The following is a 24,851-nucleotide window of genomic DNA, read 5'->3' as shown; positions in this document are numbered from 1 at the left end:
GGCCGGCGTCCCCCGTGCCCGTCCCAGAGCCCGGGAATGAGCCGGAGTCCGCGCCTGGGCCGGTCCCCGGACCCGGGGAGGTGTTCGCGGCGGCGGTGCGGGTGGCCTCGGGTTCCGCGACCGCGCTGGGGCCGGCGGTCCCGGCCGGGCGTGCGGCCTCGCGGGGGGCTGCGGGCCGGGCGGGGCCCGGGGCGGGGCCCGGGGCGGGGCCGGTGCCCGCGGCCAGGGGGCCGGTCTGCGGGCCCGGGCTGTGGTCCGCGTTGGTGTCTGTGGCCGGATGGGGGCCTGCGGTCTGGCTGCCGGCCGTGATCCGGTTGGCGCCTGCGGTCTGGCCCTCGCCTGGGCCCCGGGCGGGGGACGTGGGCCGTACGCGTGCGGGGGCGTGGGCGGAGGGTTCGGTGGCGTGGGCGGGGGGTTCGGGGGACGGCATCAGTGCGCCAAGCCCAGGCCGCGGTCCCCGATGGCCTTCTCTGCGGCCGACTGGCCCTCGCTCAGGGCCTTCACCAGGTCCGCGCCGGTCGCGTTCTGCGCCGAGTTGACCTGGAGCTGGACCGGGCCCCAGGTCCAGCCCGGCACGATGGTCGCGGCCGCCTCGCCGGCCAGCCCGTACGGGTCCTGCCCCTCGAAGTACGCCGTGTCGAACAGCTTCGCGGCCTCGGCCCGCATCTCGGCATTGGCCGGCAAGGCGCTGCTCGGCGACTTCAGCGAGCTCAGCCGCGCCTTGATCGCCTCCGGATCGGTGGTCACCCACGTGATGAACTCCACCGCGGCCTTCGTCTGCTTGCTCCCCTTCGGCACGATGTACGAAGTGCCCCCGTACATGCCGGTGGCGGGCCTGCCGTCCCAGGTCGGCAGCGGGGCGATGCCCCACTTCCCCTTGAGGTCGGGGTAGTTCGCGAGGAACGTCCCCGCCGTCCAGGCGGCGCCGATGACGGTCGCGACCTGCCCGGATGAACGTTCCTTCGCCTCGCCCTCGCCCCACAGCGGCGTCTTCGACGCCAGCCCCGAGGCCATCAGTCCGTTCCAGTACTCGGCCACCTTCTTCGAGGCCGGGTCGTCGATCGCGACCTTCCACTTGTCGCCCTCGGTCCCGTACCACCGCGCGCCCGCCTGCCAGGACAGGCCCGCCAGTACCGCCGGGTCACCGCCGCCGAAGTTCGTGATCCTCACCGACGGGTCGGCCTGGTGGATCTTCTCCGCGGCCGCCTTGTACTCGTCCCACGTCCTCGGCACGGCCACCCCGTGCTTCTCGAAGATGTCCTTCCGGTAGAAGAGTTCGAGCGGGGTGACGTCGAACGGCACGGCCCACGTCCGCCCGCCCAGCTTCACCAGGGACTGGACCGCCTCCGGGAACTTCTCCGAGACCAGCTTCCCCGAGGTCCCGCTCAGGTCCTCCAGATTGCCGCCGCTCGCGAACTCCGGGAGTGCGGAGTAGTCCATCGTCGCGACGTCCGGCGCGTTGCCGCCCTTGACCGCGTTGGCGAGCTTCGCCGCGCCGTCCGGCCCGCCCGGCACCGCCGAGAACCTCACCTGGACGTTCGGGTGCGTCGTGTTGAACGCGTCCGCCGTCTGCTGGGCCCCCGCGGACGAGGACCAGTAGGTGAGGGTGACCGGCTGATCCGGCGAGCCGCCGGCCGCCCCGGCCCCGCCCGGCTCCGCCTGCCCGCCACAGGCGGTGGCGAGCAGGGCCAGGGAGGCGATCGAGGCGGTCAGGACGAGTAGGGGCAGGCGGGAGGAGGGGCGGAAGGGCATGCGGGAGGGCATGCGGGAGGGAGGGAAGGTGCGCGACATGGAGTGGCTCCTACGGACGACCGCAGAACGGCGGCGGATGGGAGAACGCGGCCCATCTTTTGTGCGAACGGGCACACCGTCAAGAGCGAATGCGCAACTCGATCGAAATGATCGCCCCGGCTGCTCCCCTCCCGTTCCTTATGAGCGGATCGTCAAGCGCGGGAGCAGCTCCACATGCTGCCGCGGACCCTCCCCGCGGCCCTGCCCCCCACCCTGGCCGTCGGCGGGCTCCCCGCCCGCCGACGTCAGCCGGTCCAGCAGCAGCCCCGCCGCCCGCGCCCCCACCTCGCGCTTGGCCGGTGCCACCGCCGAGAGCGGTACGTCGGCCAGTCCGGCCACCTCGTCGTCGTACGTGATCACCGCGAGGTCCTCCGGCACCCGCACCCCGCGCGCCTGGAGCCGGGGGATGAGCATGATCGCGTCGGTGTCGCTGTGGATCAGCGCGGCGCTCACCCCGCCCGCCGTCACCGCCTCGCACAGGTAATCCAGCGTCCGCGCGAACAGCTCGGCGTCCGAGAGCGGGTCCGCACCGGCCGCCGGCCACGGCGGCGCCGGCTCCAGGCCGAGCGCGGCCACCGCCGCCTCGTACCCGGCCCGCAACCGCGGCGTCGTCGGCGTCGCCCGGCTGGCCAGCGCGATTCGCCGGTGCCCCCGCTCCACCAGGTGCTGCACCGCCGTCGCCGCGCCGTGCGCGTGGTCGGAGGCCACCCGGTCCAGGGCCGCCGCCGGATGCCCGGGCGGGGCCCACCGCTCCACGAGCACCGTCGGAACCGGCAGCTCCGCCGTCCACGCCCCCTCGCCGGGGCCGGGCGATCCGGCGTCCCAGTTCGGGGTGAGCAGCAGCCCGTCCGCCCCGGTGGACAGCAGCCGGTCGGCCTGGGTCCGGTCCTCGCCCGGCAGGTACCGGGTCAGGCCCACGGTCAGCCGCGCGCCCCGCGCCTCGACCACCTCGCGGGCGCCGCGCACGACGTCGGCGTAGTAGTACTCCGTGGTCGGCACGACCATCCCGACCACCAGCCCCGCGGCCCCCGCCCGGTCCTCGGCCGAGGCCCCCGCCCCCGCCCCCGCCGGCACCGACGCCGATTCCCGGGCCGCCGCCGCCGCGCCGGCCGCCCGCCCGCCCTCCACGCGGCTGATCACCCCGTGCATCCGCCGGATCTCGCCCCGCGCCGCCATCGCCTCGATGTCGCGCCGCAGGGTGACAGGCGAGACGCCCAGCTCCTGCGCCAGGTCCGCCACGCGCACACTGCCCCGCGCCCGGACGAGCGCGAGCACCTGCGCCTGGCGCTGGTCCACATGTGGTCTCACGGTTGCCCTACCCCCTGCGGTCTTCCGACGGCATCCCTGTCCGAGCCGCGGCTGTCCCCGCCATCATAGAGAACGCGACCGATCGATTCGATCGTTTCCGATCAACCGGTCATTGACGGGGTGCGCGCCGCGTTCATATATTCGGCGGCGTCCCGCACCTCACGGCATCACGACCCTCTCCCGGGAGTCAGCGCATGCTCACGTACGACCAGGACGGATTCCGGCGCGCAGGGCGCCCCCACCGCATCGTCTCGGGGGCCCTGCACTACTTCCGGGTCCATCCGGACCTGTGGGAGGACCGGCTGCGGCGGCTGCGCGCGCTCGGTGCCAACACGGTCGACACGTACGTCCCGTGGAACTTCCACGAGAGCGCCCCGGGCAAAGCCGACTTCACCGGCCCGCGCGACCTCGGCCGCTTCCTGTGCACCGCCCAGGACCTCGGCCTCGACGCCATCGTCCGCCCCGGCCCGTACATCTGCGCCGAATGGGACTTCGGCGGCCTGCCCGCCCGGCTCCTCGCCGTCGACGGGCTCCACCTGCGCTGCTCCGACCCGCGCTTCGAGGCCGAGGTCGACGGCTGGTTCGACCTCGTCGTCCCCGAGCTGCTGCCCCTGCTCGCGAGTCGCGGCGGTCCGGTCGCCGCCGTCCAGATCGAGAACGAGTACGGCTCGTACGGCAACGACACCCGCTACCGCGCGCACGTGGAACGGGCGCTGATCGAACGCGGCGTGGACTGCCTGCTGTTCACCGCCGACGGGCCCGAGGACGCCATGCTGCAAGGCGGTATGGTCCCCGGCCGGCTCGCCACCGCCACCTTCGGCGCGCGCCCCGCCGAACGCCTCGCCCACCTGCGCCGCTACCAGCGGACCGGCCCGCTCGCCGCCATGGAGTTCTGGATCGGCTGGTTCGACCACTGGGGCGAGGACCACCACGTCCGCGCCGTCGACGACGCGGCGCGCTCCCTCGACGAACTCCTCGCCTCCGGCGCCTCCGTCAACCTCTACATGGCCCACGGCGGTACCAACTTCGGCTTCTGGGCCGGCGCCAACCACACCGGTTCCCGCCCCGCGGACCCCGGCTACCAGCCGACCGTCACCAGCTACGACTACGACGCCCCCATCGGCGAGGCCGGCGAACTCACCCCCAAGTTCCACGCGTTCCGCGAGGTCATCGGCAAGTACGTGCCCCTGCCCGACGGCCCGCTGCCCGAGCCGCCGCCCCGCATCACGCCCGCCCTCGCCGTCCCCGCCGGAACCGCAGCCCTCCTGGACCACCTCGACGCGCTCGGCGGCGCCCCCACCCCGCGCCCCGCGCCCGAGCCCATGGAGAAGCTGGGCCAGGCCCACGGCATGATCCACTACCGCACCACCGTCACCGGACCGCGCCCCGCGATGCCCGTCCGGATCGACGGCCTCGGCGACCGCGCGTACCTCTTCGCGGACGGCGAGCCCCTCGGCGTCCTCGACCGCAACCGGCCCGACGAGGGACTGGACCTCGCCGTCGGCGAGGCCGGGGTGCTGCTCGACGTACTCGTACGGGCCCAGGGCCGGGTCAACTACGGGCCGCTCCTCGACGACCGCAAGGGCATCTGGCGCGGCGTCCGCCACGGCCACCAGCAGCTGTTCGAATGGGAGATCCGGCCCCTCCCGCTCACCGACCTCGCCGGCCTCGACTGGTCGCCCGGACCCGGGGAAGCCCAGGAGGACGCGCACCGGCCGTCCTTCCACCGCTTCACCCACGCCCTCCCGGGCGCCCCCGCCGACGGATTCGTGGACGTCTCCGGCTGGAGCACCGGCCTCGTCTGGCTCAACGGCTTCCTCCTCGGCCACTACGACACCCCGCGCGGCCCGCAGCGCACCCTCTACGCGCCCGCCCCCCTCTGGCGGACCGGCCGCAACGAGATCGTCCTCCTCGAACTGGAGCGACCGGGAGCCGACCTGCCGCTGCGCGACCGCCCCGACCTCGGCCGCCCGACCGTCGTCACCCTCGACTGAGAGAAACTCTTCCCGTGAAGCGAACGAGCACCCGACTGGCCGACGGCCGCGAGATCCTGTACTTCGATGCCGACGACGGCGCGGCCCGAGCCGTGGTCCCCGACCCCCGCCCGCTCGACGCGTCGGCCGACTCCTGCGAGGTACGCCGCGATCCGCTGCTCGGCGACGCCGTCGTCATCGCCTCCCACCGCCAGGGCCGCACCTACCACCCGCCCGTCGACGCCTGCCCGCTGTGCCCCTCCACCGAGGGGCGCGCGAGCGAGGTCCCGGCTCCCGACTACGACGTGGTCGTCTTCGAGAACCGTTTCCCCTCCCTCGCCGGCGACAACGGCCGCTGCGAGGTCATCTGCTTCACCCCCGACCACCGGACCTCCTTCGCCGAGCTCGACGAGGAGCGTGCCGCGCTCGTCCTGGCCGCGTGGACCGACCGCACCGCCGAACTGGGCGCCCGCGCCGGGGTCCGGCAGGTCTACTGCTTCGAGAACCGCGGCGCCGAGATCGGCGTGACCCTCGCGCACCCGCACGGCCAGATCTACGCCTTCCCCTTCATCACCCCGCGCACCACCCGCATGCTCGCCACCGTCGCCGCCCACCGGGCCCGGACCGGCGCCAACCTCTTCGACGAGGTGCTCGCCGCCGAACGCGCCGAGGGCACCCGGATCGTCCTCGAAGGGGAGCACTGGAGCGCCTTCGTGCCGTACGCCGCGCGCTGGCCGTACGAGGTCCACCTCTATCCGCACCGCCGCACCGCAGACCTGACCACCCTGGACGACGCGGCCCGAGCCGAGTTCCCCGGCCTCTACCTGGAGCTGCTGCGCCGCTTCGACCGGCTCTTCGCCGCGGCCGCCCCCACCCCGTACGTCTCCGCCTGGCACCAGGCCCCGGTCGCCGGCGAGGGCCGGGCCGACTTCGCGCTCCACCTGGAGCTCTTCACGGTCCGCCGCACCGCGGACAAGCTCAAGTACCTGGCGGGCACCGAATCCGGGATGGAGGCCTACATGAACGACGTGCGGCCCGAGGACGCGGCCGCGCGGCTGCGGGAGGTGGCGAGCCGATGAGCACGGCCGCGGACGGATTCCACCGCCTGTACGGATCCCCGCCCGAGGGGGTCTGGGCCGCTCCGGGCCGGGTCAACCTGATCGGCGAACACACCGACTACAACGACGGCTTCGCCCTGCCCTTCGCGCTCCCGCACCGCACCGAGGTGGCGGCGGCCCGCCGCCCCGACCGCACGCTGCGGATCCACTCCGACGGCTTCCCGTCGGGCGTGGTCACCCTCGACCTCGACGGCGCGGGCGGCCTCGACCCGGCCCGCCCGCCCCGGGGCCCGCACAGCTGGGCCGCCTACCCCGCCGCGGTCGCCTGGGCGCTGCTCGACGCAGGCCTGCCCCTCGGCGGCGCCGACCTCCACATCCGCTCCGACGTCCCCACCGGAGCCGGACTCTCCTCGTCCGCCGCCCTGGAGGTGGCCACCGCCCTCGCGCTCACCGATCTGTACGCGGTACCGCTCGCCCGGCCCGACCTGGCCGCGCTCGCCCGCCGCGCCGAGAACGCGTACGTCGGCGTGCCCTGCGGGGTGATGGACCAGATGGCCTCCGCCTGCGCCACCGCGGGCCACGCCCTCCACCTCGACACCCGCACGCTCGAACGGCGGCACATCCCCTTCGACTGCGCCGCGGCCGGGCTGCGCCTGCTGGTCATCGACACCCGTGTCCAGCACGCCCTCGGTGACGGGGCGTACGCCGAGCGCCTCGCCTCCTGCCACGGCGCGGCCGCCGCACTCGGGCTGCCCGCGCTGCGCGACCTCCCGTACGAGGAGCTGGAGCCGGCGCTGGCCCGCCTCGACGATCCGGTCCGGCGCCGGCGCGTGCGGCACGTCGTCACCGAGAACGAACGGGTATTCCGAGTGGAGGAACTGCTGCGCGCCGGCCGGCTGCGCGAGACCGGCCCGCTGCTGAGCGAGGGCCACGCCTCGCTGCGCGACGACTACGAGGTGTCCTGCCCCGAGCTGGACCTGGCCGTCTCCACCGCCGAGGCGGCGGGCGCCTACGGGGCCCGGATGACCGGCGGCGGCTTCGGCGGTTCGGCGCTGGCCCTGATCGACGCGGACGCGGAGGCGGCCGTGGCCCGGGCGGTCACGGAGGCCTTCGCCGCGGCCGGCTTCAAGCCGCCGCGCGTGACGCCGGCGGCCCCGGCCGCCGGGGCCGAACGCGTCCTGTGAGCCGGGCGGGGCCGGGTCCTGCGCGGTGGACGAGGGCTGCACCCATCGGGAAGACTCTCGACGATCCCTTCTGACGTTCGGAGGAACGAAACGCATGCGCTACATCCCGCTGGGCAGTTCAGGTCTCCAGGTCTCCGCCGTCGGCCTCGGTTGCAACAACTTCGGCGGCCGCCTCGACGCGCAGGCCACCCGCGCCGTCGTCGACGCCGCCCTCGACGCCGGGATCACCCTGCTCGACACCGCCGACATCTACGGCGGGCGCGGCGGGTCCGAGCGCCACCTCGGGCAGGCCCTCAAGGGGCGCCGCGACCAGGTCGTGCTCGCCACCAAGTTCGGCTACGCGGGCATGTCCATGGAGTACGGGCCCGCCGCCGGATCCCCCGGCGGCCGCGCGTACGTCCGGCGGGCCGTCGAGGAGTCACTGCGCCGCCTGGACACCGACCACATCGACCTCTACCAGTTGCACAGCCCCGACCCGGCGACCCCCGTCGCCGAGACGCTCGCCGCGCTGACCGAGCTCGTCGCCGAGGGCAAGATCCGCTACATCGGCCACTCCAACTTCAGCGGCTGGCAGCTCGCCGAAGCCGCCCACGTCGCCCGCGAGACCGGTGCGGTGCCCTTCGTATCGGCGCAGAACGAATGGTCGCTGCTCCAGCGGTCCGCGGAGCGGGAGCTGGTCCCGGCCGCCGTGCACTACGGCCTCGGGGTGCTCCCGTACTTCCCGCTCGCCAACGGCCTGCTGACCGGCAAGATCCGCCGCGGCGCGGCCGTCCCGGCCGGCTCCCGGCTGGAGGGCCGCGACGGCTACGTCACCGAGGAGCGCCTCGACACCGTCGAGGCCCTGGCCGCGGTCGCCGACAAGTACGGCCGCAGCATCCTCGAACTCGCCATCGGCTGGCTCTCCGCGCAGCCCGGCTGCTCCTCCGTCATCGCCGGCGCCACCTCGCCCGAGCAGGTGAGGGCCAACGCGGCGGTCGCCGACCGCCCGCTGGAGCCCGAACTCCTCGCGGAGATCGACGCGATCGCGGGTCCGGCGGCCTGACCGGGGCTCAGGCGGGCGCGCCCGTCAGGACCTCGACCTTGCCCGTGTCCAGGGAGTAGTACGCGCCGACGACGCCCAGGGTGCCCTTCTCCACGAGGGGCCCCAGGTCGGCGTTGGACCGCAGACCGTCCGCGGTCACCTTGATCTGGTGGTGGGTCATGGTGTCGACGGGATCGGCGCCGGGGTCCTTCGCCGTCAGCTCGTACGCCGGCACCATCGCCTTCGCGAGCGCCTCCAGATTGCCGGGCAGCGGCTTTCCGGCCTTCAGCGACTTGTACGCGGCCTCGACCGCCCCGCACCGCTGGTGGCCGAGCACGACGACCAGCGGGGTCCCGCCCGTCATGGGCCCGTACTCGACGGAGCCCGTCACCACCGGCCCGATCGCCTGCCCGCCCGTGCGCAGGACGTACAGGTCCCCGAGCCCCGTGTCGAAGATCAGCTCGGGCGCGACCCGGGAGTCGATGCACGACAGGACCACCCCGAAGGGGTCCTGCGCCTCGGCGACCAGCTCGCGCCGCTCCGGATCCCGGTCGGGATGGTCGAGGTTGCCGCTCACCCAGCGCCTGTTGCCCTCCATCAGGCGGGCGAACGCGGCCTGCGGGGTGGCCGGCCGCGGCTGCGGGGCCGCGGTCGCCACCTTCGGGGGAGGCGCGGCCGAGCACCCCGAGAGGGCGCCGGCGGCGGCCGCGAGGCCCGCGGTCAGTACGGTCCTGCGAGCCGGAAGTCCTGCTGTGCGCATCGGTCGTACCCCTCGGTGCCGCGCAGACGCGTCCGTACGTCGCGACGACGGCGATTGTTCAGCGGGCGGGGGCGGCGGGGCGGCAGGCGCACGCGCCCGCCGCCCCCGATTGCCACGGACGGCCCACGACCCCGGTGCCGCGCCCGCCCCCGCCGGCCACGCTCAGGACACGATGTCCTTGCGCGAGAACCCGCGGAACGCGAGCGCGAACAGCACCAGCGCGTACGACACCGACACCGCCGCCCCCTTGATCATCCCGCCCCATTCCAGGTGCGGCTGGAGCGCGTCCGCCCACGCGAACTGCCAGTGCGCGGGCAGGAACTCCCGCCAGGAGCCGAGCGCCGTCACGGCGTCCAGCACGTTGCCGACGATCGTCAGGCCGACCGCGCCGCCCACCGCGCCCAGCGGCGCGTCCGTCCGCGTCGACAGCCAGAACGCCAGCCCCGCCGTGACCAGCTGCGACACGAAGACGAACGCCACCACCAGCGCGAGCCGCGGCACGCTCTGCGCCGCCGTCAGCGAGCCGCCCGTGGGCAGCTTCAGCGGGCCCCAGCCGTACGCCGCCGTGCCCGCCGCCAGCGCCACCACCGGCAGCAGCACCATCGCCGCCAGACTGAAGCCCAGCGCCACCACCAGCTTGCTCCACAGCAGCCGGGCCCTGGGGACCGGCGAGGCCAGCAGGTAGCGCAGCGAGGACCAGCTCGCCTCCGAGGCCACCGTGTCCCCGCAGAACAGCGCCACCGGCACCACCAGCAGGAACCCGGCCGACACGAACAGGCAGGTGGCGGCGAAGTTCGCCCCCGAGGCCGTCGCCGTGTCGATGAGCGTGATCCGCCCGTCCCTGCCGCCCGCGCCGTCCTGGCCGCCGCCCACCGCGAACGCGATGATCATGATGAACGGCAGCGCGGCCAGCACCCCGCCCATCACCAGCGTCCGCCGCCGGCGCCACTGCCGCAGCGCCTCCACGCGCAGCGGCAGCGTACGGCCCGCCCGGTACCCGGGGGCCACCTCCGTCACGGCGCTCAAGCCGCACCTCCGATCAGGGTGAGGAACGCGTCCTCCAGCCGGCGGTGCGGACCCACGGCGCTCACCGGCACCTCCAGCCGTACCAGCTCGGCGATCAGCTCCGCGGACGTCGCGCCCTCCAGCCGCACGAGCAGCCCGTCATCGGCGGCGGTCACCGCACCCACTCCCTCCAGCGCGGCCACCTTCGCCACGGTCCCTTCGTCCACCGGCCCGGCCAGCGCCACGAGCAGCGTGTCCCCGCCGCCCGTGATCTCCGCGACCTCGCCCGCCCGTACCAGCCGCCCGCGGTCCATGACCACGAGGTGCGTGCACGTCTGCTCGACCTCCGACAGCAGGTGGCTGGAGACGATGACCGTCCGCCCGCCCGCCGCGTACCGGATCATCACGTCGCGCATCTCCCGGATCTGCGGCGGGTCCAGACCGTTCGTGGGCTCGTCGAGGATCAGCAGGTCCGGCATCCCGAGCATGGCCTGCGCGATCGCGAGGCGCTGCCGCATGCCCTGGGAGTACGTGCGCACCGCGCGCTCCAGCGCGTCGCCGAGGCCGGCGATCTCCAGGGCCTCCGTCAGGTGCGCGTCTTCGGCCGGGCGACCGGTGGCCTGCCAGTACAGCTCCAGGTTGGCCCGCCCCGACAGGTGCGGCAGGAAGCCGGCCCCCTCGACGAAGGCCCCGACCCGCGACAGCACCGGCGCACCCGCCCGTACCGCGTGGCCGAACACCCGGATCTCGCCCGCGTCGGGCGAGATCAGCCCCATCAGCATCCGAAGGGTGGTCGTCTTGCCGGCGCCGTTGGGCCCGAGCAGGCCCAGGACCTGCCCCTTCTCGACCCGGAACGACAGGTCCCGCACCGCGTACCGGTCCTGTGCCTTCGCGTATTTCTTCGTCAGCCCGGAGATGTGAAGGGGTACGTCGGCCAGCGCCGGGTCGGGCTGCGGTACGCCGGCCCGCACCCCCGCACCCTCCCGACCGGTCCTCCGGATCCCCAGCAGCGCCGCGGCCAGCAGCGCGGCGCCCAGCGGCAGCCCCCAGGTCCACGCCGGCAGCCCCGCCGAGGCCGTCCGCACCCCGTCGGCCACCGGCACGGCCAGGGAGCCCCGCACCGAGACCGTGTACGTGGCCGGCGCGGCCGGAGAGGCGTAGCCGAGGTCGGTGGCGGCGACGACCAGCCGCAGCCGGTGCCCCGCCTCGACGGCGTGGTCGACGGCGGGGAGCCGCAGCTCCACCGCGGCCCCCTGCTGCGCGTTCTCCACCCGCACCGGGGCGACCAGCTGGCTGGGCAGCACCTGCTGCCGCCCGTCGGGCCCGACGTCGTACACCTTGCCGAACAGGACGGCCGAACCGTCCGCGGCCGTCGACCTCACGTTCAGGGTCACGGTCGGGGTCCCGGTGATCCGTACCTCCTCGGCCAGCGGCTGCGACTCGAACCGGGCGTGCTGCCCGGGGAAGTCCAGCGACAGCCCGGCCCCCACGGCGGCGAGCTGCCCGCCGATCCCGGGCAGGGAGGACAGCGCGGGCGGGGCGCCGCCCGCCGGATTGGCGAAGCTCTGCTCCCGGCCGCCCAGGGCGTACTCCCGGGGACCGGCCGTCAGCCCCGGGTAGTGCTCGCCGCTCGCGCCGCGCAGCTGCACCGCGCCGTCGGTGGAGTCGATGCCCCCGGAGCGCGAGACGCGGAAGGCCGGACCGGTGTCCGTACCCTTCTCGTCCTTCAGGTAGCGCCCGAACCAGGCGGCCACCCGGTCCTCGACCCGGCCCGACTCGCGCATCCCGCCGTCGTGCCCGCCGGCCGCCCAGTCCACCGAGACGGGGGCGCCGTTCGCCGCGATCGCCTTCGCCATCGCGTCGGCCTGGTCCAGCGGGAACAGGGAGTCCTCCTGGCCCTGCACGATCAGCGTGGGCACCTTGATCCGGTCCCCAACGGCCGACGGACTGCGCGCCTCCAGCAGCGCGCGGGCCTCGGCGTCGGGTTTCCCGGCCACCGCGACCCGCTCGTACATGGCGCACAGCTCGGGCTGGAACCGCCCGCAGGCGGCGCCGCCCTCCGCGGCGGGGGCGGAACCGGGGCTTGCGGCGGGGGCGGGGGCGGTCGCCGTGCCCGGCACGCCCCCGGGCTGCATCCCGTCGGCCGAGCCGGTGGTGAAGAACAGCCCCGCCCACAGCTTCTTGAAGACGCCCTGCGGGAAGAGGGCGTCGGCGAGGTTCCAGTACGTGATCTGCGGGGCGATCGCGTCGACCCGCCGGTCGTATCCGGCCGCGAGCAGCGAGATCGCCCCGCCGTACGAGGCCCCGGCGACGCCGACGCGCGGATCGCCTTCCCCGTCGAGCCGCACCTCGGGCTGGCGCGCGAGCCAGTCGACGAGCCGCGACACGTCCTTGACCTCGTGCTCGGGGTCGTTCAGGCCGATCCGGCCGCCGGAGCGGCCGAAACCGCGCGCCGACCAGGTCAGGACGGCGTACCCGTCGCGGGCCAGCCGCTCGGCCTGCGCGCGGACGTCGTCCTTGCTGCCGCCGAAACCGTGCCCGAGCAGCACCGCGGGCCGCTTCTGCCCGCCCCCGGCCGTGAAGTAGGAGGTGTCGATGGCCGCGCCGGGCATCTCCACCATGCGGTCCTGGCGGTGCACGGCGGGCGCCTCCCCGGACGCGGCGGCGGTCCAGGTGCCGGCCCCCGCGACGACGGCGAGCGCGGCGGCCCCCGCGAGCAGGCGGGAGCGGCGGCGCCGTGGCAGCCGGGGCTGCGGCAGTCGGAGCTTCATACCGAAACCCTAGACGCCGGGCCGCCGCGCCCTGAGCGCCCCCGGGCGGAACCTCCCACCTCCTCCAGGAGTACCCGGACGGCCCGGCATACCGCACCTGCGGTACCCGGCCCCGGCCCCGTCTCCGGCTCCGTTCCCGTTCCCGTTCCCGGATCCGTGCCCCTCCCGCCCCGTACCGGTTCCCGACCTGCGGGCGGCGCCGAGCGGCGGGAGGATGTCGGCATGCTGCTCGCCGAGGTCGCGCGCGTGTCCCGGGAGGTCGCCGAGACCTCCGCCCGCTCCCGCAAGACGGCGCTGCTCGCGGAGCTCTTCTCCGCCGCGCCGCCCGAAGAGGCCGGTCTGGTCATCTCGTACCTCTCCGGGCGCCTGCCGCAGGGCCGGCCCGGCATCGGCTGGCGTGCGCTCGCCCGGGAGGTCGAACCCGCCGCGGCGCCCACCCTCACCGTCACCGCCGTCGACGCGGCGGTGACCGAGTACGCCTCCGTCGCCGGAACGGGCGCCCAGGCCGGGCGGCGCCGGATCCTCGACGCCCTGCTCGGCGCCGCCACCGCCCCCGAGCAGCGGTTCCTGCGCAGCCTGCTGTCCGGCGAGGTCCGCCAGGGCGCCCTCGACGCGGTCGCCCTGGAGGGGGTCGCCGCGGCCGCCGGGGTACCCGCCGCCGAGCTGCGCCGCGCCGCGATGCTCGACGGCTCGCTGGCCCGGGTGGCCGCCGCCGTACTGGCCGACGGCGCGGCGGCCCTGCGCGAGGCCACCCTGCGCGTCGGGCAGCCCGTACAGCCGATGCTGGCCAACACCGCCAAGTCGGTGGCCGGGGCCCTGGCGGCGCTCGGGCCCTGCGCGGTGGAGGAGAAGCTCGACGGGATCCGGGTGCAGGTGCACCGCGACCGGGACGAGGTACGGGTCTACACCCGCTCCCTGGACGACATCACCGACCGGCTGCCGGAGGTGGCGGAGCTGGCGCGGGCACTGCCCGGGGAGCGGTTCATCCTCGACGGGGAGGTGATCGGGCAGGGGCCGGACGGTCGGCCCGTGCCCTTCCAGGAGGTCGCGAGCCGGGTCGGATCGCGGATCGACGTCGACGCCGCCCGCCGGACCCTGCCCGTCGCCCCGTACTTCTTCGACGTGCTGGCGTCCGGGGACGAGGTGCTCCTCGACCTCCCCGTGCGCGAGCGGTACGCCGCGCTCGCCGCCCTCGTGCCGCAGGAGTACCGGGTCCGCCGGCTCGTCGTCGAGGATCCGGGGGAGCAGGCGGCGGCCGCCGAGGAGTTCTGGGCCGAGACCCTGCGCCGCGGGCACGAGGGGGTCGTGGTCAAGGGCCTCGGCTCCACCTACGCGGCCGGGCGGCGCGGCAAACACTGGCTCAAGGTGAAACCGGTGCACACGCTCGACCTGGTGGTCCTCGCCGTCGAACGGGGCCACGGACGGCGCACCGGACTGCTGTCGAACCTGCACCTCGGGGCCCGGGCCGCCGACGGCACGTACGCCATGCTCGGCAAGACCTTCAAGGGGCTCACCGACGAGATGCTGCGCTGGCAGACCGAGCGGCTGAGCGAGCTGGCGGTGGAGGACGACGGTTTCACCGTGCGGGTCCGCCCCGAACTGGTCGTGGAGATCGCCTACGACGGCCTCCAGCGCTCCTCCCGCTACCCCGCCGGGGTCGCGCTGCGCTTCGCGCGGGTGCTGCGGCACCGCCCGGACAAGCGGGCGGACGAGGCGGACACGGTGGAGACGGTGCTCGGGGGAGGATGACGGAGCGGGGCACGACGGGACGGGGCGGTTACCGCCAACCGGGACCGGTTTGCCTCAGAGGCAAGGGAAATTGCCAGAGAGGCAGGTTTCTGGCTCAATCGGGGCATGACAACCGGTCCTGCCCCCGGCCCCGAGGGCTTCGACGCCGGCGCCGAAGCCGACGAGCTGCCCTCCGTGGCCCCGCAACTGCGTGACCTGCGCCGCCGTGCCGGCCTCACCCTGGAGGCCGCCGCCGCGCGGGCCCGGCTCTCGCCCGCGCACCTGTCCCGGCTGGAGACCGGGCGGCGCCAGCCCTCGCTGCCGCTGCTCCTCGGACTCGCCCGCACCTACGGTACGACGGTCTCGGAGCTGCTCGGCGAGACCCCCGCCGTCGCCGATCCCATCGTACGGGCGGGCGGCCCGGGCGCCCGCGAGGCCGACGGCTGGACGTACTGGCAGGCCGGCGGCTCCGGGCGCGGGATGCAGGCGCTGCGGGTGCACGTCCCGCACGGCCGCAGCCAGGGCGAGCTGGTTCGCGTACATCCCGGCGAGGAGTGGCTGTACGTCCTCAAGGGGCGGCTGCGGCTGCACCTGGGCGAGGCCGAGCACCTGCTGGAACCCGGGGACAGCGCGCACTTCGACTCGCTCACCCCGCACCGGATCGGCGCGGCCACGCAGAGCGGCGCAGACCTGCTGTTCGTCCACACCCTGCTGCAGAGCAGCCTCGCCGGGCTGTGCCTCGGCGGCGGCGCCGGCGCACCCGCACACCACTGACAACTCCCAGCCCAGGAGCCCCACCATGAACATCCAAGGCAAGTTCCCGCGCGGTCTGGTGATTCGGCTGATCGCCTACTTGTTCGTCGGCCACCTCTTCGCCTTCTTCGTCTACCTCCTCTTCGTCCTGGGCGGCCAGAACCAGTAACCGAACGCCGGGGTCCGCGACTCTGGAAACGTGCAGGTCCTGTCGCTACCCTCCGCGCATGATTTCCACGGTTGTCTGGGGTACCGGCAACGTCGGCCGTTTGGCCATCCGTGCCGTAGAGGCCCATCCGGCGCTGAAACTGGCCGCCGTCATCGTCCACCATCCCGACAAAATCGGCCGCGACGCCGGCCGGCTCGGCGAACTCGACCACGACACCGGGGTCCTGGCCACCGACGACATCGAAGCGGTCCTCGCCGCCCGGCCGCAGGCCGTCGTCTACGCGGCCTCCGGCGACACCCGGCCCGACGACGCGCTCGCCGACATCACCCGGGCCATCCGGTCCGGCGCGGTCGTCGTCAGCCCCGCCCTCTACCCGCTCTACGACCACCGCAACGCCCCGCCCGAGTTCCGCGATCCGGTGGCCGCCGCCGTCGCGGAGGGCGGCGGCTCGCTGTTCGCCTCCGGGGTCGACCCCGGCTGGGGCAACGACGTGCTCCCGCTCCTGCTCAGCGGAGTCGGCGGCACCATCGACGCCATCCGCTGCCAGGAGATATTCGACTACTCCACCTACGACCAGCCCGACTCGGTCCGCTACCTCGTCGGCATGGGCCAGCCCATGGACTTCGAGCCGATGATGCTCATGCCGTCCGTCCCCACGATGGTCTGGGGCGGGCAGATCCGCATGATGGCCCGGGCCCTCGGCGTCGAACTCGACGAGATACGCGAGAGCGTGGACCGCCGCGCCCTCGACACCACCGTGACCACGCGCACCATGGGCGAGTTCGCGGCCGGCACCCAGGGCGCCATCCGCTTCGAGGTGCAGGGCATCGTCGAGGGCGAACCCCGCCTCGTCATCGAGCACGTCACCCGCATCCACGCCTCCTGCGCCCCCGACTGGCCGTCCCCGCCCGACGGCGGCGACGGCGCCCACCGCGTGATCATCGAGGGCCGCCCGCACATCGAGGTCACCGTCGAGGCCACCGACGAGGGAGAGAACCGCTCGGCGGGCGGCAACGCCACCGCCGTCGGCCGCCTGGTCGGCGCCATCGACTGGCTGGTGGAGGCCGGACCGGGCCTCTACGACGCCCTCGACGTCCCCCTGCGCCCCGCCATCGGCAAGCTCGGAAGGAAAAAGCCATGAGGATCGACATACCCGAAGGCCAGCACCCGATCGAGTACGTGTGGGGCGACATGGTCCCCGGGATCGGGATGGCCGCCGCGAACTTCTCCCTGTCGGTGTACGCCCACACCACCCTGGGGCTGCGCGAGTTCGAGGCCGCGCGGCTGCGCGTCGCACAGATCAACGGCTGTGTGTTCTGCCTCGACTGGCGGACCGAGCGGGACGGCGAGAAGGTCGAGGAGGAGTTCTCCGGCGCCGTCACCGAGTGGCGCACCACGGACCGGTTCGACGAACGGACCCGGCTGGCCGCGGAGTACGCGGAGCGCTACACGCTCGACCACCACAACCTCGACGAGGAGTTCTGGGAGCGGATGACCGCGCACTACAGCCAGCTGGAGATCGTGGAACTCACGATGAGCATCGGGTCCTGGCTGGCCTTCGGCCGGCTCAACCACGTGCTCGGCCTCGACAGCGTGTGCGTGCTGCCGGGGCACTGACGCCCCGCGCGGGCCATGGGTCCGGGGCCGGCCGGTGTGTCCGACGGCCCCGGGTCTGCGTACGGATCGCCTACAGGTCGGTGGCGATGATCTTCTCGATGTTGCGTTCGGCGAGAGCCGTGATGGTGACGAACGGGTTGACGCTGGTGTTGCCGGGGATCAGCGCGCCGTCGATCACGTACAGGCCGGTGTAGCCGTGCAGGCGGCCGTAGTTGTCTGTGGCCTTGTTCAGCACCGCGCCGCCGAGGGGGTGGTAGGTGAGGTGGTCGCCCCAGATCTTGTTGAGGCCGAACAGGTCCGTCCGGTAGATCGTCCCCTCCTTCGAGTTGATCTTGTCGAAGATGGTCTTGGCCATGTCGATGGACGGCTGCTTCCACGCCGTCTGCCAGTTCAGTTCCACGTTGCCCGATGCCGCGTTGTAGGTGAACTCGGCGCGGTGGGGGTTCTTGGTGATCGACAGGTAGAAGGAGGCGTACGTCTCGATCCCCGTCGGCAGCGGTGCCACCTCGGCGAACGCCCCGCCCGCGTCCCAGTTGTCGATGCCGCCGCAGGGGATCGACGCCTGGACCTTGCCGGTGGGGTCCCACAGGTGGTTGGCCCGGCCGCACATGACGTTGCCGTTGTCGCCCCAGCCCTTGCCGATCTCGCCGTTGAGGGCGGGGAGCGCTCCGGTGGCCTTGAGCCGGACGAGCAGCTTGCTGGTGCCCACGCTGCCGGCCGCGAAGAACACCTTGTCGGCGACCACGGTCTTGGTGGCGGTCGTCGCGCCGGTGGTGTCGATCTGGTCGATGGCGACGGTGTAGCCGCCGCCCGGCGCGGGGGAGACGGAAGTGACCTTGTGCAGCGGGGAGATGGTGACCTTGCCGGTGGCCCTGGCCTGCGCGAGGTAGGTCTTCTGCAGCGACTTCTTGCCGTAGTTGTTGCCGTAGAGGATCTCCCCGGCCACCGCGGACTTGGGGACGGTGCCGGCCGCCTCCTGCTTCATGTAGTCCCAGTCGTAGACGTCCGGTACGAAGACGAAGGGGAAGCCGGAGCGCTGGGCGTGCTTGCGGCCGACGCGGGCGAACTGGTAGCAGTCGACGGTGTCGAACCAGGCCGGGTCGACCAGGCCGACGCCCAGCCCCGCGTTGGCCCGGGGGTAGTAGGTGCTGTACATCTCCTCCGCGTCCACCGACGGGAGGATGGCGCCGAAGTTGGCGCGCTTCGGCGTGACCGCCATACCGCCGTTGACCAGCGAGCCGCCGCCGACCCCGCGGCCCTGGTAGACGATGATGCCGCCCATCTCCTCGGCGTCCAGGATGCCGGTGTAGCGGGGGATGTCCTTGTCGATCGGGAAGCCGAGGAAGTTGCTCAGGGGCTGCTTGGTCTTGGTCCGCAGCCAGAAGGAACGCTGGTCGGGCGCGGTCGTGTTGCAGAAGATCTTGCCGTCGGAGCCCGGGGTGTCCCAGGCCATGCCCATCTCGATCATGTGGACGTCGACGCCGGCCTGGGCGAGGCGCAGGGCGGCGACGGAGCCCCCGTAACCGGTGCCGATCACCAGCGCCGGTACGTGCGCGCCGTTGCCGATGGGGCCGGCGGCCGCTGCCGCGGAGGCCGCGGTGCGCGCCTGGGCCGGGGTGATCTGACCGGCGAGGGCGGCGGCCCCCAGAATAGAACTCGTTCTCGCTATGAACCCACGACGTGAGATTCCCTTGGAGCCGGATTTGTGCAGGCCTTTATCGTTCATGTGACCTTCCTCACTCTCGGCGGAATGGGAACGAGTTCTACTGCCGGGCGCATGGGAAGTCACTACATACGTCTAGGTAACTTTCGGCCTGTCACGTCACAGGGCTGCCGGACCCGGGGCGCCTGACCCACCCCAGGACCAGCAGCGAAGCGACCGCCGCGAAGGCGCACCAGGTGGAGGCGAATTCCAGCCGCCACAGCGCTGAGCAGGCCAATGCCCCGACGGCGAGCACCGCGCCGAGGAGCCGCAGCCGCCGGTCGCCGGAGAGCAGCAGGGCGCCCAGCGTGGCGAAGAGGTAGCCCGCCAAGGTGAGCGGCATCCACGGAACCTTCACGCCGTAGCCCAGGGTGTGGCCCCGGATCTCGGCGACGGCGGGCCGGGTCGCGAGGCGGTACGAGAGCACGGCGGCGGTGGCGAGCCCGACGGCCGCCGGAGCGCACAGGCGGAGCCGGTCCGCCGGAGCGGCCGCGAGCAGGACCCCGAACGACACCCAGACCGGCAGCACCGGCAGGGCGATCGCCACCCAGGCCGTGGTGGCCGGACCGCAGCCGCCGCCCGCGTGCCATACGGCCGCCTCCACCAGCTGGTGGGCGCCCAGCAGCAGCGGCAGCGCGGCGACGGGCAGATCGCGGGGCCGCCGTACGCGCGCCACGCACACGATCCCGACGGCGGTGACGACCGCACCCGCCGTCAGATCGGCCGTGGCGTTCCAGCACATGGCGCGCGGGTTACGGCTTCGCGGCCCTCGGGGGTTCGAGCGGCGGGGAGGTCGTCGCGCAGAAGGTGTGGCACTCCGGGTGGCACCCCGCTCCCGGCACGGGCTTGCGTACGGTGGTCCAGGCCACGACGGCGCCCGCCACCAGCAGCCCCGCGCACCACAGCATGGCCCGCCCGAACGCGGCGTCGAACTCGGACGCCGAGCGGTAGGCGTCCGGCGCCATGCCGGCCAGCAGCGGCAGCGCCGCGACCGCCAGCAGCCCGGCCGCCCGGGCGGCCGCGTTGTTGATGCCGCTGGCCAGGCCCGCCCGCCCGGGGTCCACCGAGGACAGCACGGTCGCCGTCAGCGGAGCCACCAGGGCCACCATGCCCATGCCCATCACGATCAGCGCCGGCAGCACGTCCCGGAGGTACGAGGCGTCCGGACCGACCCGCAGCATCAGCAGCAGCGCGGCCGCGCACAGCAGCGGCCCCACCGTGAGCGGGATCCGCGGCCCGATCTTCTCTCCGAGCGCCCCCGACCGGGCCGAAAGCAGCAGCATCAGCAAGGTCGTCGGCAGCAGCGCCGCCCCCGCGGCCAGCGCCGAGTAGCCGGAGACCACCTGGAGCTGGAGCACGACGAGGAAGAAGAACCCGCTGAAGGCCGCGTACACGAAGAGGGTGACCACGTTGACGGCGGTGAACTGCCGGGAGGCGAAGATGTCGGGCGGCAGCATCGGATCGGCCCGGTGCCGCTCGACGTAGAGGAACGCGGCGCCCAGCAGCACGCCCCCGGCGGCCGAGGCGATCACCAGCGGGGACCCGGAACGGGCCTCGATCAGCGCGTACGTCACCAGGGCGAGGGCGGCGGCCCCCAGGGCGGCGCCGAGCACGTCGAACCGTCCGTGCGCGTGCGGGTCACGCGACTCCGGTACGTGCCGCAGGGCGATCGGCACGCACACCGCGGCCACCGGCACGTTCAGCAGGAACACCCAGCGCCAGCCGGGCCCGTCCACGAGCCAGCCGCCGAGGAACGGCCCCACGGCCGCGCCCACCCCGCCGAACCCCGACCACAGCCCGACGGCCCGGGCCCGGTCCCCGGCGGCGATCGAGCCCTGGATCAGCGCGAGCGAACCGGGGGCCAGCAGTGCACCGCCCACGCCCTGGAGGGCCCGAGCGGCCACCAGGACCCCGGCGTTGGGCGCGATCCCGCACAGCAGTGAGGCGCCCGCGAACCACACCACCCCGAGGACGAAGACCCGGCGCCGCCCGAAGCGGTCCCCGAGCGCTCCGCCGACCAGGATCAGCCCGGCCAGGGTGAGCATGTACGCGTTGACCGTCCACTGGAGAACGGCCAGGTCGGCGCCCAGATCCACCCCGATGGTCGGGAGGGCGACGTTGACGACGGTCGAGTCCAGCAGGGCCATCGTCGACCCGAGCACGGTGGCCAGCACGATCCAGCGGCCCCGGGCGGACGCCAGCGGTACACCGGGCCCGGCCGGAAGGCGCTCTTGCGTACCCGACGCTGGATCGCTCATGTCTTCAGGCTGGCCCGCCGGGGCCGCGATGGCCACCCCAGGCGCGCCGCAGACGGCTCATTAGGCCCTCTTGTAATGTTCATGACCCCTCCTTCACCATGACCGCGCACGTCGCGCACGCCCTTCCCGCACAACCTGCACACGGCGTCCGAGGAGGACCACACGTGGCCCAACGCAACAGGCGACGATCATTACGCGCGGCGCTCGCCGCCCTCACCACGGCCCTGCTCCTGCCCGTAGGGGCGGGCGTGGCGGCGGCCGCGCCGGAACCCGGCCCCCACCCCGCGGCGACGGCCGAGCGCAAGATCGAGCCGAAGCTCCGCACCCAGCTCGACGAATCCGGCAAGGCCGTCTTCTGGGTGTACCTGGACAGCGCCGCCGACCTCACGGCGGCGGGGCGGCAGAAGACCCGCGCCGCCAAAGCAGAAACGGTTCTGCACGCCAAGCAGGAGCATGCCGCGCGCAGCCAGGCCGAGGTGATCAAAGCCCTCGACGGCGCCAAGGCCGAGTACACCTCCTACTGGATCGTGAACGCCGTCCGCGTCGTCGGCAGCCAGAAACTCGCCGGCACCCTCGCCCAGCGCCCCGAGGTCGCCCGGATCGACGCCGACGACAAGGTCACCCTCCCCAAGCCCGCCGAGGGCGAACGGGAGAAGGCCGGCGCCGACGCCGTCGAGTGGAACATCGACCGCATCAAGGCCCCGCAGGTCTGGGACCAGCTCGGCGTGCGCGGCGAGGGCATCGTCGTCGCCAACATCGACAGCGGCGTCGACTACACGCACCCGGCCGTGAACGGCCAGTACCGCGGCAAGAACGCGGACGGAACCTACGACCACAACCACAACTGGTTCGACCCGGCCGGCGTCTGCCCCACCGCGGCCCCCTGCGACAACAACGACCACGGCACCCACACCATGGGCACCATGGTCGGTGACGACGGCGGCGCCAACAAGATCGGCGTGGCCCCCGGCGCCAAGTGGATCGCCGCCAAGGGCTGCGAGACCAACTCCTGTTCCGAGGCCTCCCTCCTCGCCGCCGGCCAGTGGATCGTCGCCCCGACCGACCTGAGCGGCCAGAACCCGCGCCCCGACCTCGCCCCGCACGTCGTCAACAACTCCTGGGGCAGCGCGACGCACGACGACTGGTACCAGCAGATCGTCGACACCTGGCGCGCCGCCGGCATCTTCCCCGCCTTCTCCAACGGGAACTCCGGCCCCGGCTGCGCCACCAGCGGCTCGCCCGGCGACTACGCGAACTCCTACAGCTCCGGCGCCTTCGACATCAACGGCGCCATCGCCTCGTTCTCCTCGCGCGGCGCCGGCCCCGGCGGCATCGTCAAGCCGAACATCGCGGCCCCCGGCGTGAACGTCCGCTCCTCCGTCCCCGGCGGCGCGTACGAGGCCTTCTCCGGCACCTCCATGGCCTCACCGCACACCGCGGCCACCGTGGCCCTGCTCTGGTCCGCCGCCCCCGCCCTCGAAGGCGACGTCGCGCAGACCGAGGCGCTGCTGAACGGCACGGCCCAGGACACCGACAACGGCCAGTGCGGAGGCAACGCCGCCGACAACAACGTGTTCGGCGAGGGCAAGCTCGACGCGTTCGCCGCCGTCTCGGGCGCCCCGCGCGGGGCCATCGGCGCCGTCTCCGGCACCGTCCGCTCCGCCGGCGCGCCGGTCGCGGGAGCCAAGGTCACCGCCGCCGGCCCGATCGGCCGTACGACGACCACCGCGGCCGACGGCACCTACACCTTCCGCTCCCTGTCGGTCGGCGAGTACACGCTGACCGTCTCCAAGTTCGGCTACGGCCAGCAGACCTCGACGGCCACGGTGACCGAGAACGCCACCGCCACCGGCGACTTCACCCTCACCCAGGCCCCCTCCGGCAAGCTCACCGGTACCGTCACCTCGGCCGCCGGACCCGCCGCGGGCGCCACCGTCACCGTCACGGACACCCCCGTCACCGCGACCGCCGACGAGCAGGGCCGCTTCGAGGTCACCCTGCCGCACGGCACCTACGAGGTACGGGCCACGCACTCCTCCCGCTGCGTCACCGGCGGCAGCGCCCAGGCCACCGTCGCGGGCGACACCGCGGTCGCGGTCACGCTGCCCGAGCGCACCGACGGATACGGCTACGCCTGCTCCACCCCGGGCGGCCGCCCGTACGCGGCCGGGGACCGGCAGCTCGCGCTGACCGGCGACAACACCACCGAGCGCGTCGACCTCCCGTTCCCGGTGCCGCTGTACGGAAAGACGTACGGCCAGGCCTGGATCGGGACGAACGGCACGGTCAGCTTCGGCGGCAACAACACCGGTGACATCAACGGGGACCTCCCGAGCACGGCCACGCCCAACGCGGCGCTGTACCCGTTCTGGGACGACCTGGTCGTCGGCGCGGCCGGCAGCGGCTCGGGCGTCTTCACCGGCGTCACCGGGACCGCCCCGCACCGGACGTACGTGATCGAGTGGCGCGAGGTGTCCCACTGGTCGGCGCAGACCGACAAGTTCTCGTTCTCGGCGGCGATCGGCGAGGACGGCACCGTCGTCTACACGTACAAGGGGACGGGCGGCACCGGCATCAAGGGCGGCTCCACGGCCACGGTCGGCGTGGAGAACGCGACGGGCACCGACGCCTTCAAGTACTCCTTCAACCAGGCCGGGATCACCGACGGACTCGCCATCGCCTTCAGGACCACCAAGAGCGGCGTGGTCGCGGGCCGGGTGCTCGACGCGAACGACGGCAAGGGCGTCGCGGGAGCCACCGTGACCGTCGGCACGGGCGACGCGGCGGTGTCGGCGACCACGGCGGCGGACGGCGGGTACGTCGTCCAGAGCCCCTCCGGTGCGCGCGCGGTCTCCCTCACCGCACCCGCGTACGAATCAGCGGCGGCGACGGTGGACGTGAAGGCGGCCGACGTCACGACCGTGACGCAGTCCCTGCGCACGGGCCGGGTCACCGCCGCCGCGGCGGCGGTCGAGGTCGTCCTCCCCGCGGACCAGAAGCGGACCCGCACCCTCGACCTCACCAACCCGGGCCTCGGCACGGACTTCACGGTGACCGAGGACGCGGCCTGGCTGACGGCCACCCCGGGGACCGGGAACCTCCCGACGGGCGGCAAGACCTCAATCGCCCTGGCCGTGGACACCAAGGGCCTGGCCGCCGGGACGGTCCTGACGGCCGACCTGAAGATCGCCTCGGCGAGCGGACGGTCCCCGGTCCTCACGGTCCCGGTCAAGGTCGTGGTCCCGCGCTACCAGGTGGCCCTGGACGCGGGCTCGGACTCGGCGGCCACGGACACGCTCGGGGACAGCTGGTCCCCGGACCGCAAGTACACCGCCGGCTCCTACGGCTACCAGGGCAGCTCCCAGGTGCACTCCACCGGGCGCACGATCGCCGGTACCGCGGACCAGAAGCTGTTCCGAAGCGCGCGTGAGGGCATGTACGAGTACCGCTTCGACAACGTCCCGAACGGCACGTACACCGTGGAGCTCGGCTTCGCGGAGCTGTCGTCGACGAAGCCGAACAAGCGGGTCTTCGACGTGATGGCGGAGGGCACGCAGGTGCTGCCCTCGCTGGACATCGCGCTGGAGGCGGGCTCGTACACGGCCCTGACCCGGACGTACACGGTCACGGTCACGGACGGCGTGCTCAACGTCCGCTTCGTCGCGCACGGGGGGTACGGCAAGCCGCTGCTGAACTCCCTTCGGGTGACGGACCGCCCCGACAAGGGCTGACGGGCACCGGGGCAGTGGATCG

18 protein-coding genes are annotated in these 24,851 nt (G+C 73.7%); 10 read left to right on the top strand and 8 right to left on the bottom strand.

Annotated elements, in window-relative coordinates:
• Nucleotides 1-429: 429 nt before the first annotated feature.
• Together CP980_RS03790 and CP980_RS03785 are read right to left on the bottom strand one after the other, a co-directional pair.
• A complete protein-coding gene (locus CP980_RS03790; RefSeq protein WP_150530109.1) occupies nt 430-1,752 on the bottom strand; it encodes an ABC transporter substrate-binding protein in 1,323 nt (440 codons plus the stop codon).
• Between the two features lie 177 nt (nt 1,753-1,929).
• On the bottom strand, nt 1,930-3,099 hold the full coding sequence (locus CP980_RS03785) for a LacI family DNA-binding transcriptional regulator (RefSeq protein ID WP_150492622.1): 1,170 nt from the start codon (nt 3,097-3,099) through the stop codon (nt 1,930-1,932).
• A gap of 194 nt (nt 3,100-3,293) precedes the next feature.
• Between CP980_RS03785 and CP980_RS03780 the strand changes: the two genes are divergently transcribed.
• The 4 genes from CP980_RS03780 (at nt 3,294) to CP980_RS03765 (ending at nt 8,356) form a co-directional block, all read left to right on the top strand.
• Entirely contained in the window at nt 3,294-5,093 is a 1,800-nt protein-coding gene (locus tag CP980_RS03780) for a glycoside hydrolase family 35 protein (RefSeq protein WP_150492621.1), read from the top strand.
• 14 nt (nt 5,094-5,107) lie between these two features.
• The gene (gene galT, locus CP980_RS03775) at nt 5,108-6,151 is read left to right on the top strand and encodes a galactose-1-phosphate uridylyltransferase (RefSeq protein ID WP_150492620.1); all 1,044 of its coding nucleotides are present in this window, start codon (nt 5,108-5,110) and stop codon (nt 6,149-6,151) included.
• Nucleotides 6,148-7,314: a galactokinase gene (galK, locus tag CP980_RS03770; protein WP_150492619.1), complete on the top strand. Its 1,167-nt coding sequence runs from the start codon at nt 6,148-6,150 to the stop codon at nt 7,312-7,314. Before galT ends, galK begins: the two co-directional genes overlap by 4 nt.
• Nucleotides 7,315-7,408: 94 nt before the next feature.
• Complete coding sequence (locus CP980_RS03765) at nt 7,409-8,356, top strand: aldo/keto reductase (RefSeq protein ID WP_150492618.1); 948 nt, start codon at nt 7,409-7,411, stop codon at nt 8,354-8,356.
• 7 nt (nt 8,357-8,363) lie between these two features.
• On the opposite strand, the gene CP980_RS03760 is transcribed toward CP980_RS03765, so the two are convergent.
• The 3 genes from CP980_RS03760 to CP980_RS03750 all read right to left on the bottom strand — a co-directional run bounded on the left by CP980_RS03760 (nt 8,364) and on the right by CP980_RS03750 (nt 12,871).
• Nucleotides 8,364-9,095, bottom strand: coding sequence for a carbonic anhydrase (locus CP980_RS03760; RefSeq protein WP_189998392.1), 732 nt, complete (start codon nt 9,093-9,095; stop codon nt 8,364-8,366).
• 162 nt (nt 9,096-9,257) lie between these two features.
• Nucleotides 9,258-10,121 carry an ABC transporter permease gene (locus tag CP980_RS03755; protein WP_132753980.1) on the bottom strand — a complete coding sequence of 288 codons (864 nt, stop codon included), beginning with the start codon at nt 10,119-10,121 and terminating at the stop codon, nt 9,258-9,260.
• A complete protein-coding gene (locus CP980_RS03750) occupies nt 10,118-12,871 on the bottom strand; it encodes an alpha/beta fold hydrolase (RefSeq protein WP_150492617.1) in 2,754 nt (917 codons plus the stop codon). Before CP980_RS03750 ends, CP980_RS03755 begins: the two co-directional genes overlap by 4 nt.
• Nucleotides 12,872-13,093: 222 nt before the next feature.
• On the opposite strand from CP980_RS03750, the gene CP980_RS03745 reads away from it, so the two are divergent.
• The 5 genes from CP980_RS03745 (at nt 13,094) to CP980_RS03725 (ending at nt 17,138) form a co-directional block, all read left to right on the top strand.
• A complete protein-coding gene (locus tag CP980_RS03745; RefSeq protein WP_150492616.1) occupies nt 13,094-14,620 on the top strand; it encodes an ATP-dependent DNA ligase in 1,527 nt (508 codons plus the stop codon).
• A 105-nt stretch (nt 14,621-14,725) separates the two neighbouring features.
• Complete coding sequence (locus tag CP980_RS03740; protein WP_150492615.1) at nt 14,726-15,373, top strand: helix-turn-helix domain-containing protein; 648 nt, start codon at nt 14,726-14,728, stop codon at nt 15,371-15,373.
• 25 nt (nt 15,374-15,398) lie between these two features.
• Nucleotides 15,399-15,521: a DUF6126 family protein gene (locus CP980_RS03735; RefSeq protein WP_099888354.1), complete on the top strand. Its 123-nt coding sequence runs from the start codon at nt 15,399-15,401 to the stop codon at nt 15,519-15,521.
• A gap of 58 nt (nt 15,522-15,579) precedes the next feature.
• A complete protein-coding gene (locus CP980_RS03730; RefSeq protein WP_132753974.1) occupies nt 15,580-16,662 on the top strand; it encodes an NAD(P)H-dependent amine dehydrogenase family protein in 1,083 nt (360 codons plus the stop codon).
• On the top strand, nt 16,659-17,138 hold the full coding sequence (locus CP980_RS03725) for a carboxymuconolactone decarboxylase family protein (RefSeq protein ID WP_132753972.1): 480 nt from the start codon (nt 16,659-16,661) through the stop codon (nt 17,136-17,138). Before CP980_RS03730 ends, CP980_RS03725 begins: the two co-directional genes overlap by 4 nt.
• A gap of 70 nt (nt 17,139-17,208) precedes the next feature.
• Here CP980_RS03725 and CP980_RS03720 read toward each other — a convergent pair whose 3' ends face one another.
• The 3 genes from CP980_RS03720 to CP980_RS03710 all read right to left on the bottom strand — a co-directional run bounded on the left by CP980_RS03720 (nt 17,209) and on the right by CP980_RS03710 (nt 21,098).
• Nucleotides 17,209-18,864: a GMC oxidoreductase gene (locus tag CP980_RS03720; RefSeq protein WP_150492614.1), complete on the bottom strand. Its 1,656-nt coding sequence runs from the start codon at nt 18,862-18,864 to the stop codon at nt 17,209-17,211.
• Nucleotides 18,865-18,955: 91 nt separating this feature from the next.
• The gene (locus tag CP980_RS03715; RefSeq protein ID WP_150492613.1) at nt 18,956-19,582 is read right to left on the bottom strand and encodes a DUF6629 family protein; all 627 of its coding nucleotides are present in this window, start codon (nt 19,580-19,582) and stop codon (nt 18,956-18,958) included.
• Nucleotides 19,583-19,592: 10 nt separating this feature from the next.
• Nucleotides 19,593-21,098 carry an MFS transporter gene (locus CP980_RS03710; protein ID WP_132753966.1) on the bottom strand — a complete coding sequence of 502 codons (1,506 nt, stop codon included), beginning with the start codon at nt 21,096-21,098 and terminating at the stop codon, nt 19,593-19,595.
• A gap of 164 nt (nt 21,099-21,262) precedes the next feature.
• On the opposite strand from CP980_RS03710, the gene CP980_RS36320 reads away from it, so the two are divergent.
• Nucleotides 21,263-24,829, top strand: a complete 3,567-nt coding sequence (locus tag CP980_RS36320) for a S8 family serine peptidase (RefSeq protein ID WP_268257404.1) — start codon at nt 21,263-21,265, stop codon at nt 24,827-24,829.
• The last annotated feature ends 22 nt before the right edge of the window (nt 24,830-24,851 follow it).

The organism is Streptomyces vinaceus, from assembly GCF_008704935.1.
Taxonomy (GTDB): domain Bacteria; phylum Actinomycetota; class Actinomycetes; order Streptomycetales; family Streptomycetaceae; genus Streptomyces; species Streptomyces vinaceus.
This window is presented reverse-complemented; position numbering and strand designations above follow the sequence as displayed.

Bases quoted from the DNA above. Each gene is read 5' to 3' on its own strand.
- CP980_RS03715 (WP_150492613.1), bottom strand. From the start codon at position 19,582: ATGTGCTGGAACGCCACGGCCGATCTGACGGCGGGTGCGGTCGTCACC.
- CP980_RS03735 (WP_099888354.1), top strand. From the start codon at position 15,399: ATGAACATCCAAGGCAAGTTCCCGCGCGGTCTGGTGATTCGGCTGATC.
- CP980_RS03745 (WP_150492616.1), top strand. From the start codon at position 13,094: ATGCTGCTCGCCGAGGTCGCGCGCGTGTCCCGGGAGGTCGCCGAGACC.
- CP980_RS03780 (WP_150492621.1), top strand. From the start codon at position 3,294: ATGCTCACGTACGACCAGGACGGATTCCGGCGCGCAGGGCGCCCCCAC.
- galK (WP_150492619.1), top strand. From the start codon at position 6,148: ATGAGCACGGCCGCGGACGGATTCCACCGCCTGTACGGATCCCCGCCC.
- CP980_RS03710 (WP_132753966.1), bottom strand. From the start codon at position 21,098: ATGAGCGATCCAGCGTCGGGTACGCAAGAGCGCCTTCCGGCCGGGCCC.
- CP980_RS03720 (WP_150492614.1), bottom strand. From the start codon at position 18,864: ATGAACGATAAAGGCCTGCACAAATCCGGCTCCAAGGGAATCTCACGT.
- CP980_RS03765 (WP_150492618.1), top strand. From the start codon at position 7,409: ATGCGCTACATCCCGCTGGGCAGTTCAGGTCTCCAGGTCTCCGCCGTC.
- CP980_RS03790 (WP_150530109.1), bottom strand. From the start codon at position 1,752: ATGCCCTTCCGCCCCTCCTCCCGCCTGCCCCTACTCGTCCTGACCGCC.
- CP980_RS03740 (WP_150492615.1), top strand. From the start codon at position 14,726: ATGACAACCGGTCCTGCCCCCGGCCCCGAGGGCTTCGACGCCGGCGCC.
- CP980_RS03750 (WP_150492617.1), bottom strand. From the start codon at position 12,871: ATGAAGCTCCGACTGCCGCAGCCCCGGCTGCCACGGCGCCGCCGCTCC.
- CP980_RS03725 (WP_132753972.1), top strand. From the start codon at position 16,659: ATGAGGATCGACATACCCGAAGGCCAGCACCCGATCGAGTACGTGTGG.
- CP980_RS03730 (WP_132753974.1), top strand. From the start codon at position 15,580: ATGATTTCCACGGTTGTCTGGGGTACCGGCAACGTCGGCCGTTTGGCC.
- CP980_RS03760 (WP_189998392.1), bottom strand. From the start codon at position 9,095: ATGCGCACAGCAGGACTTCCGGCTCGCAGGACCGTACTGACCGCGGGC.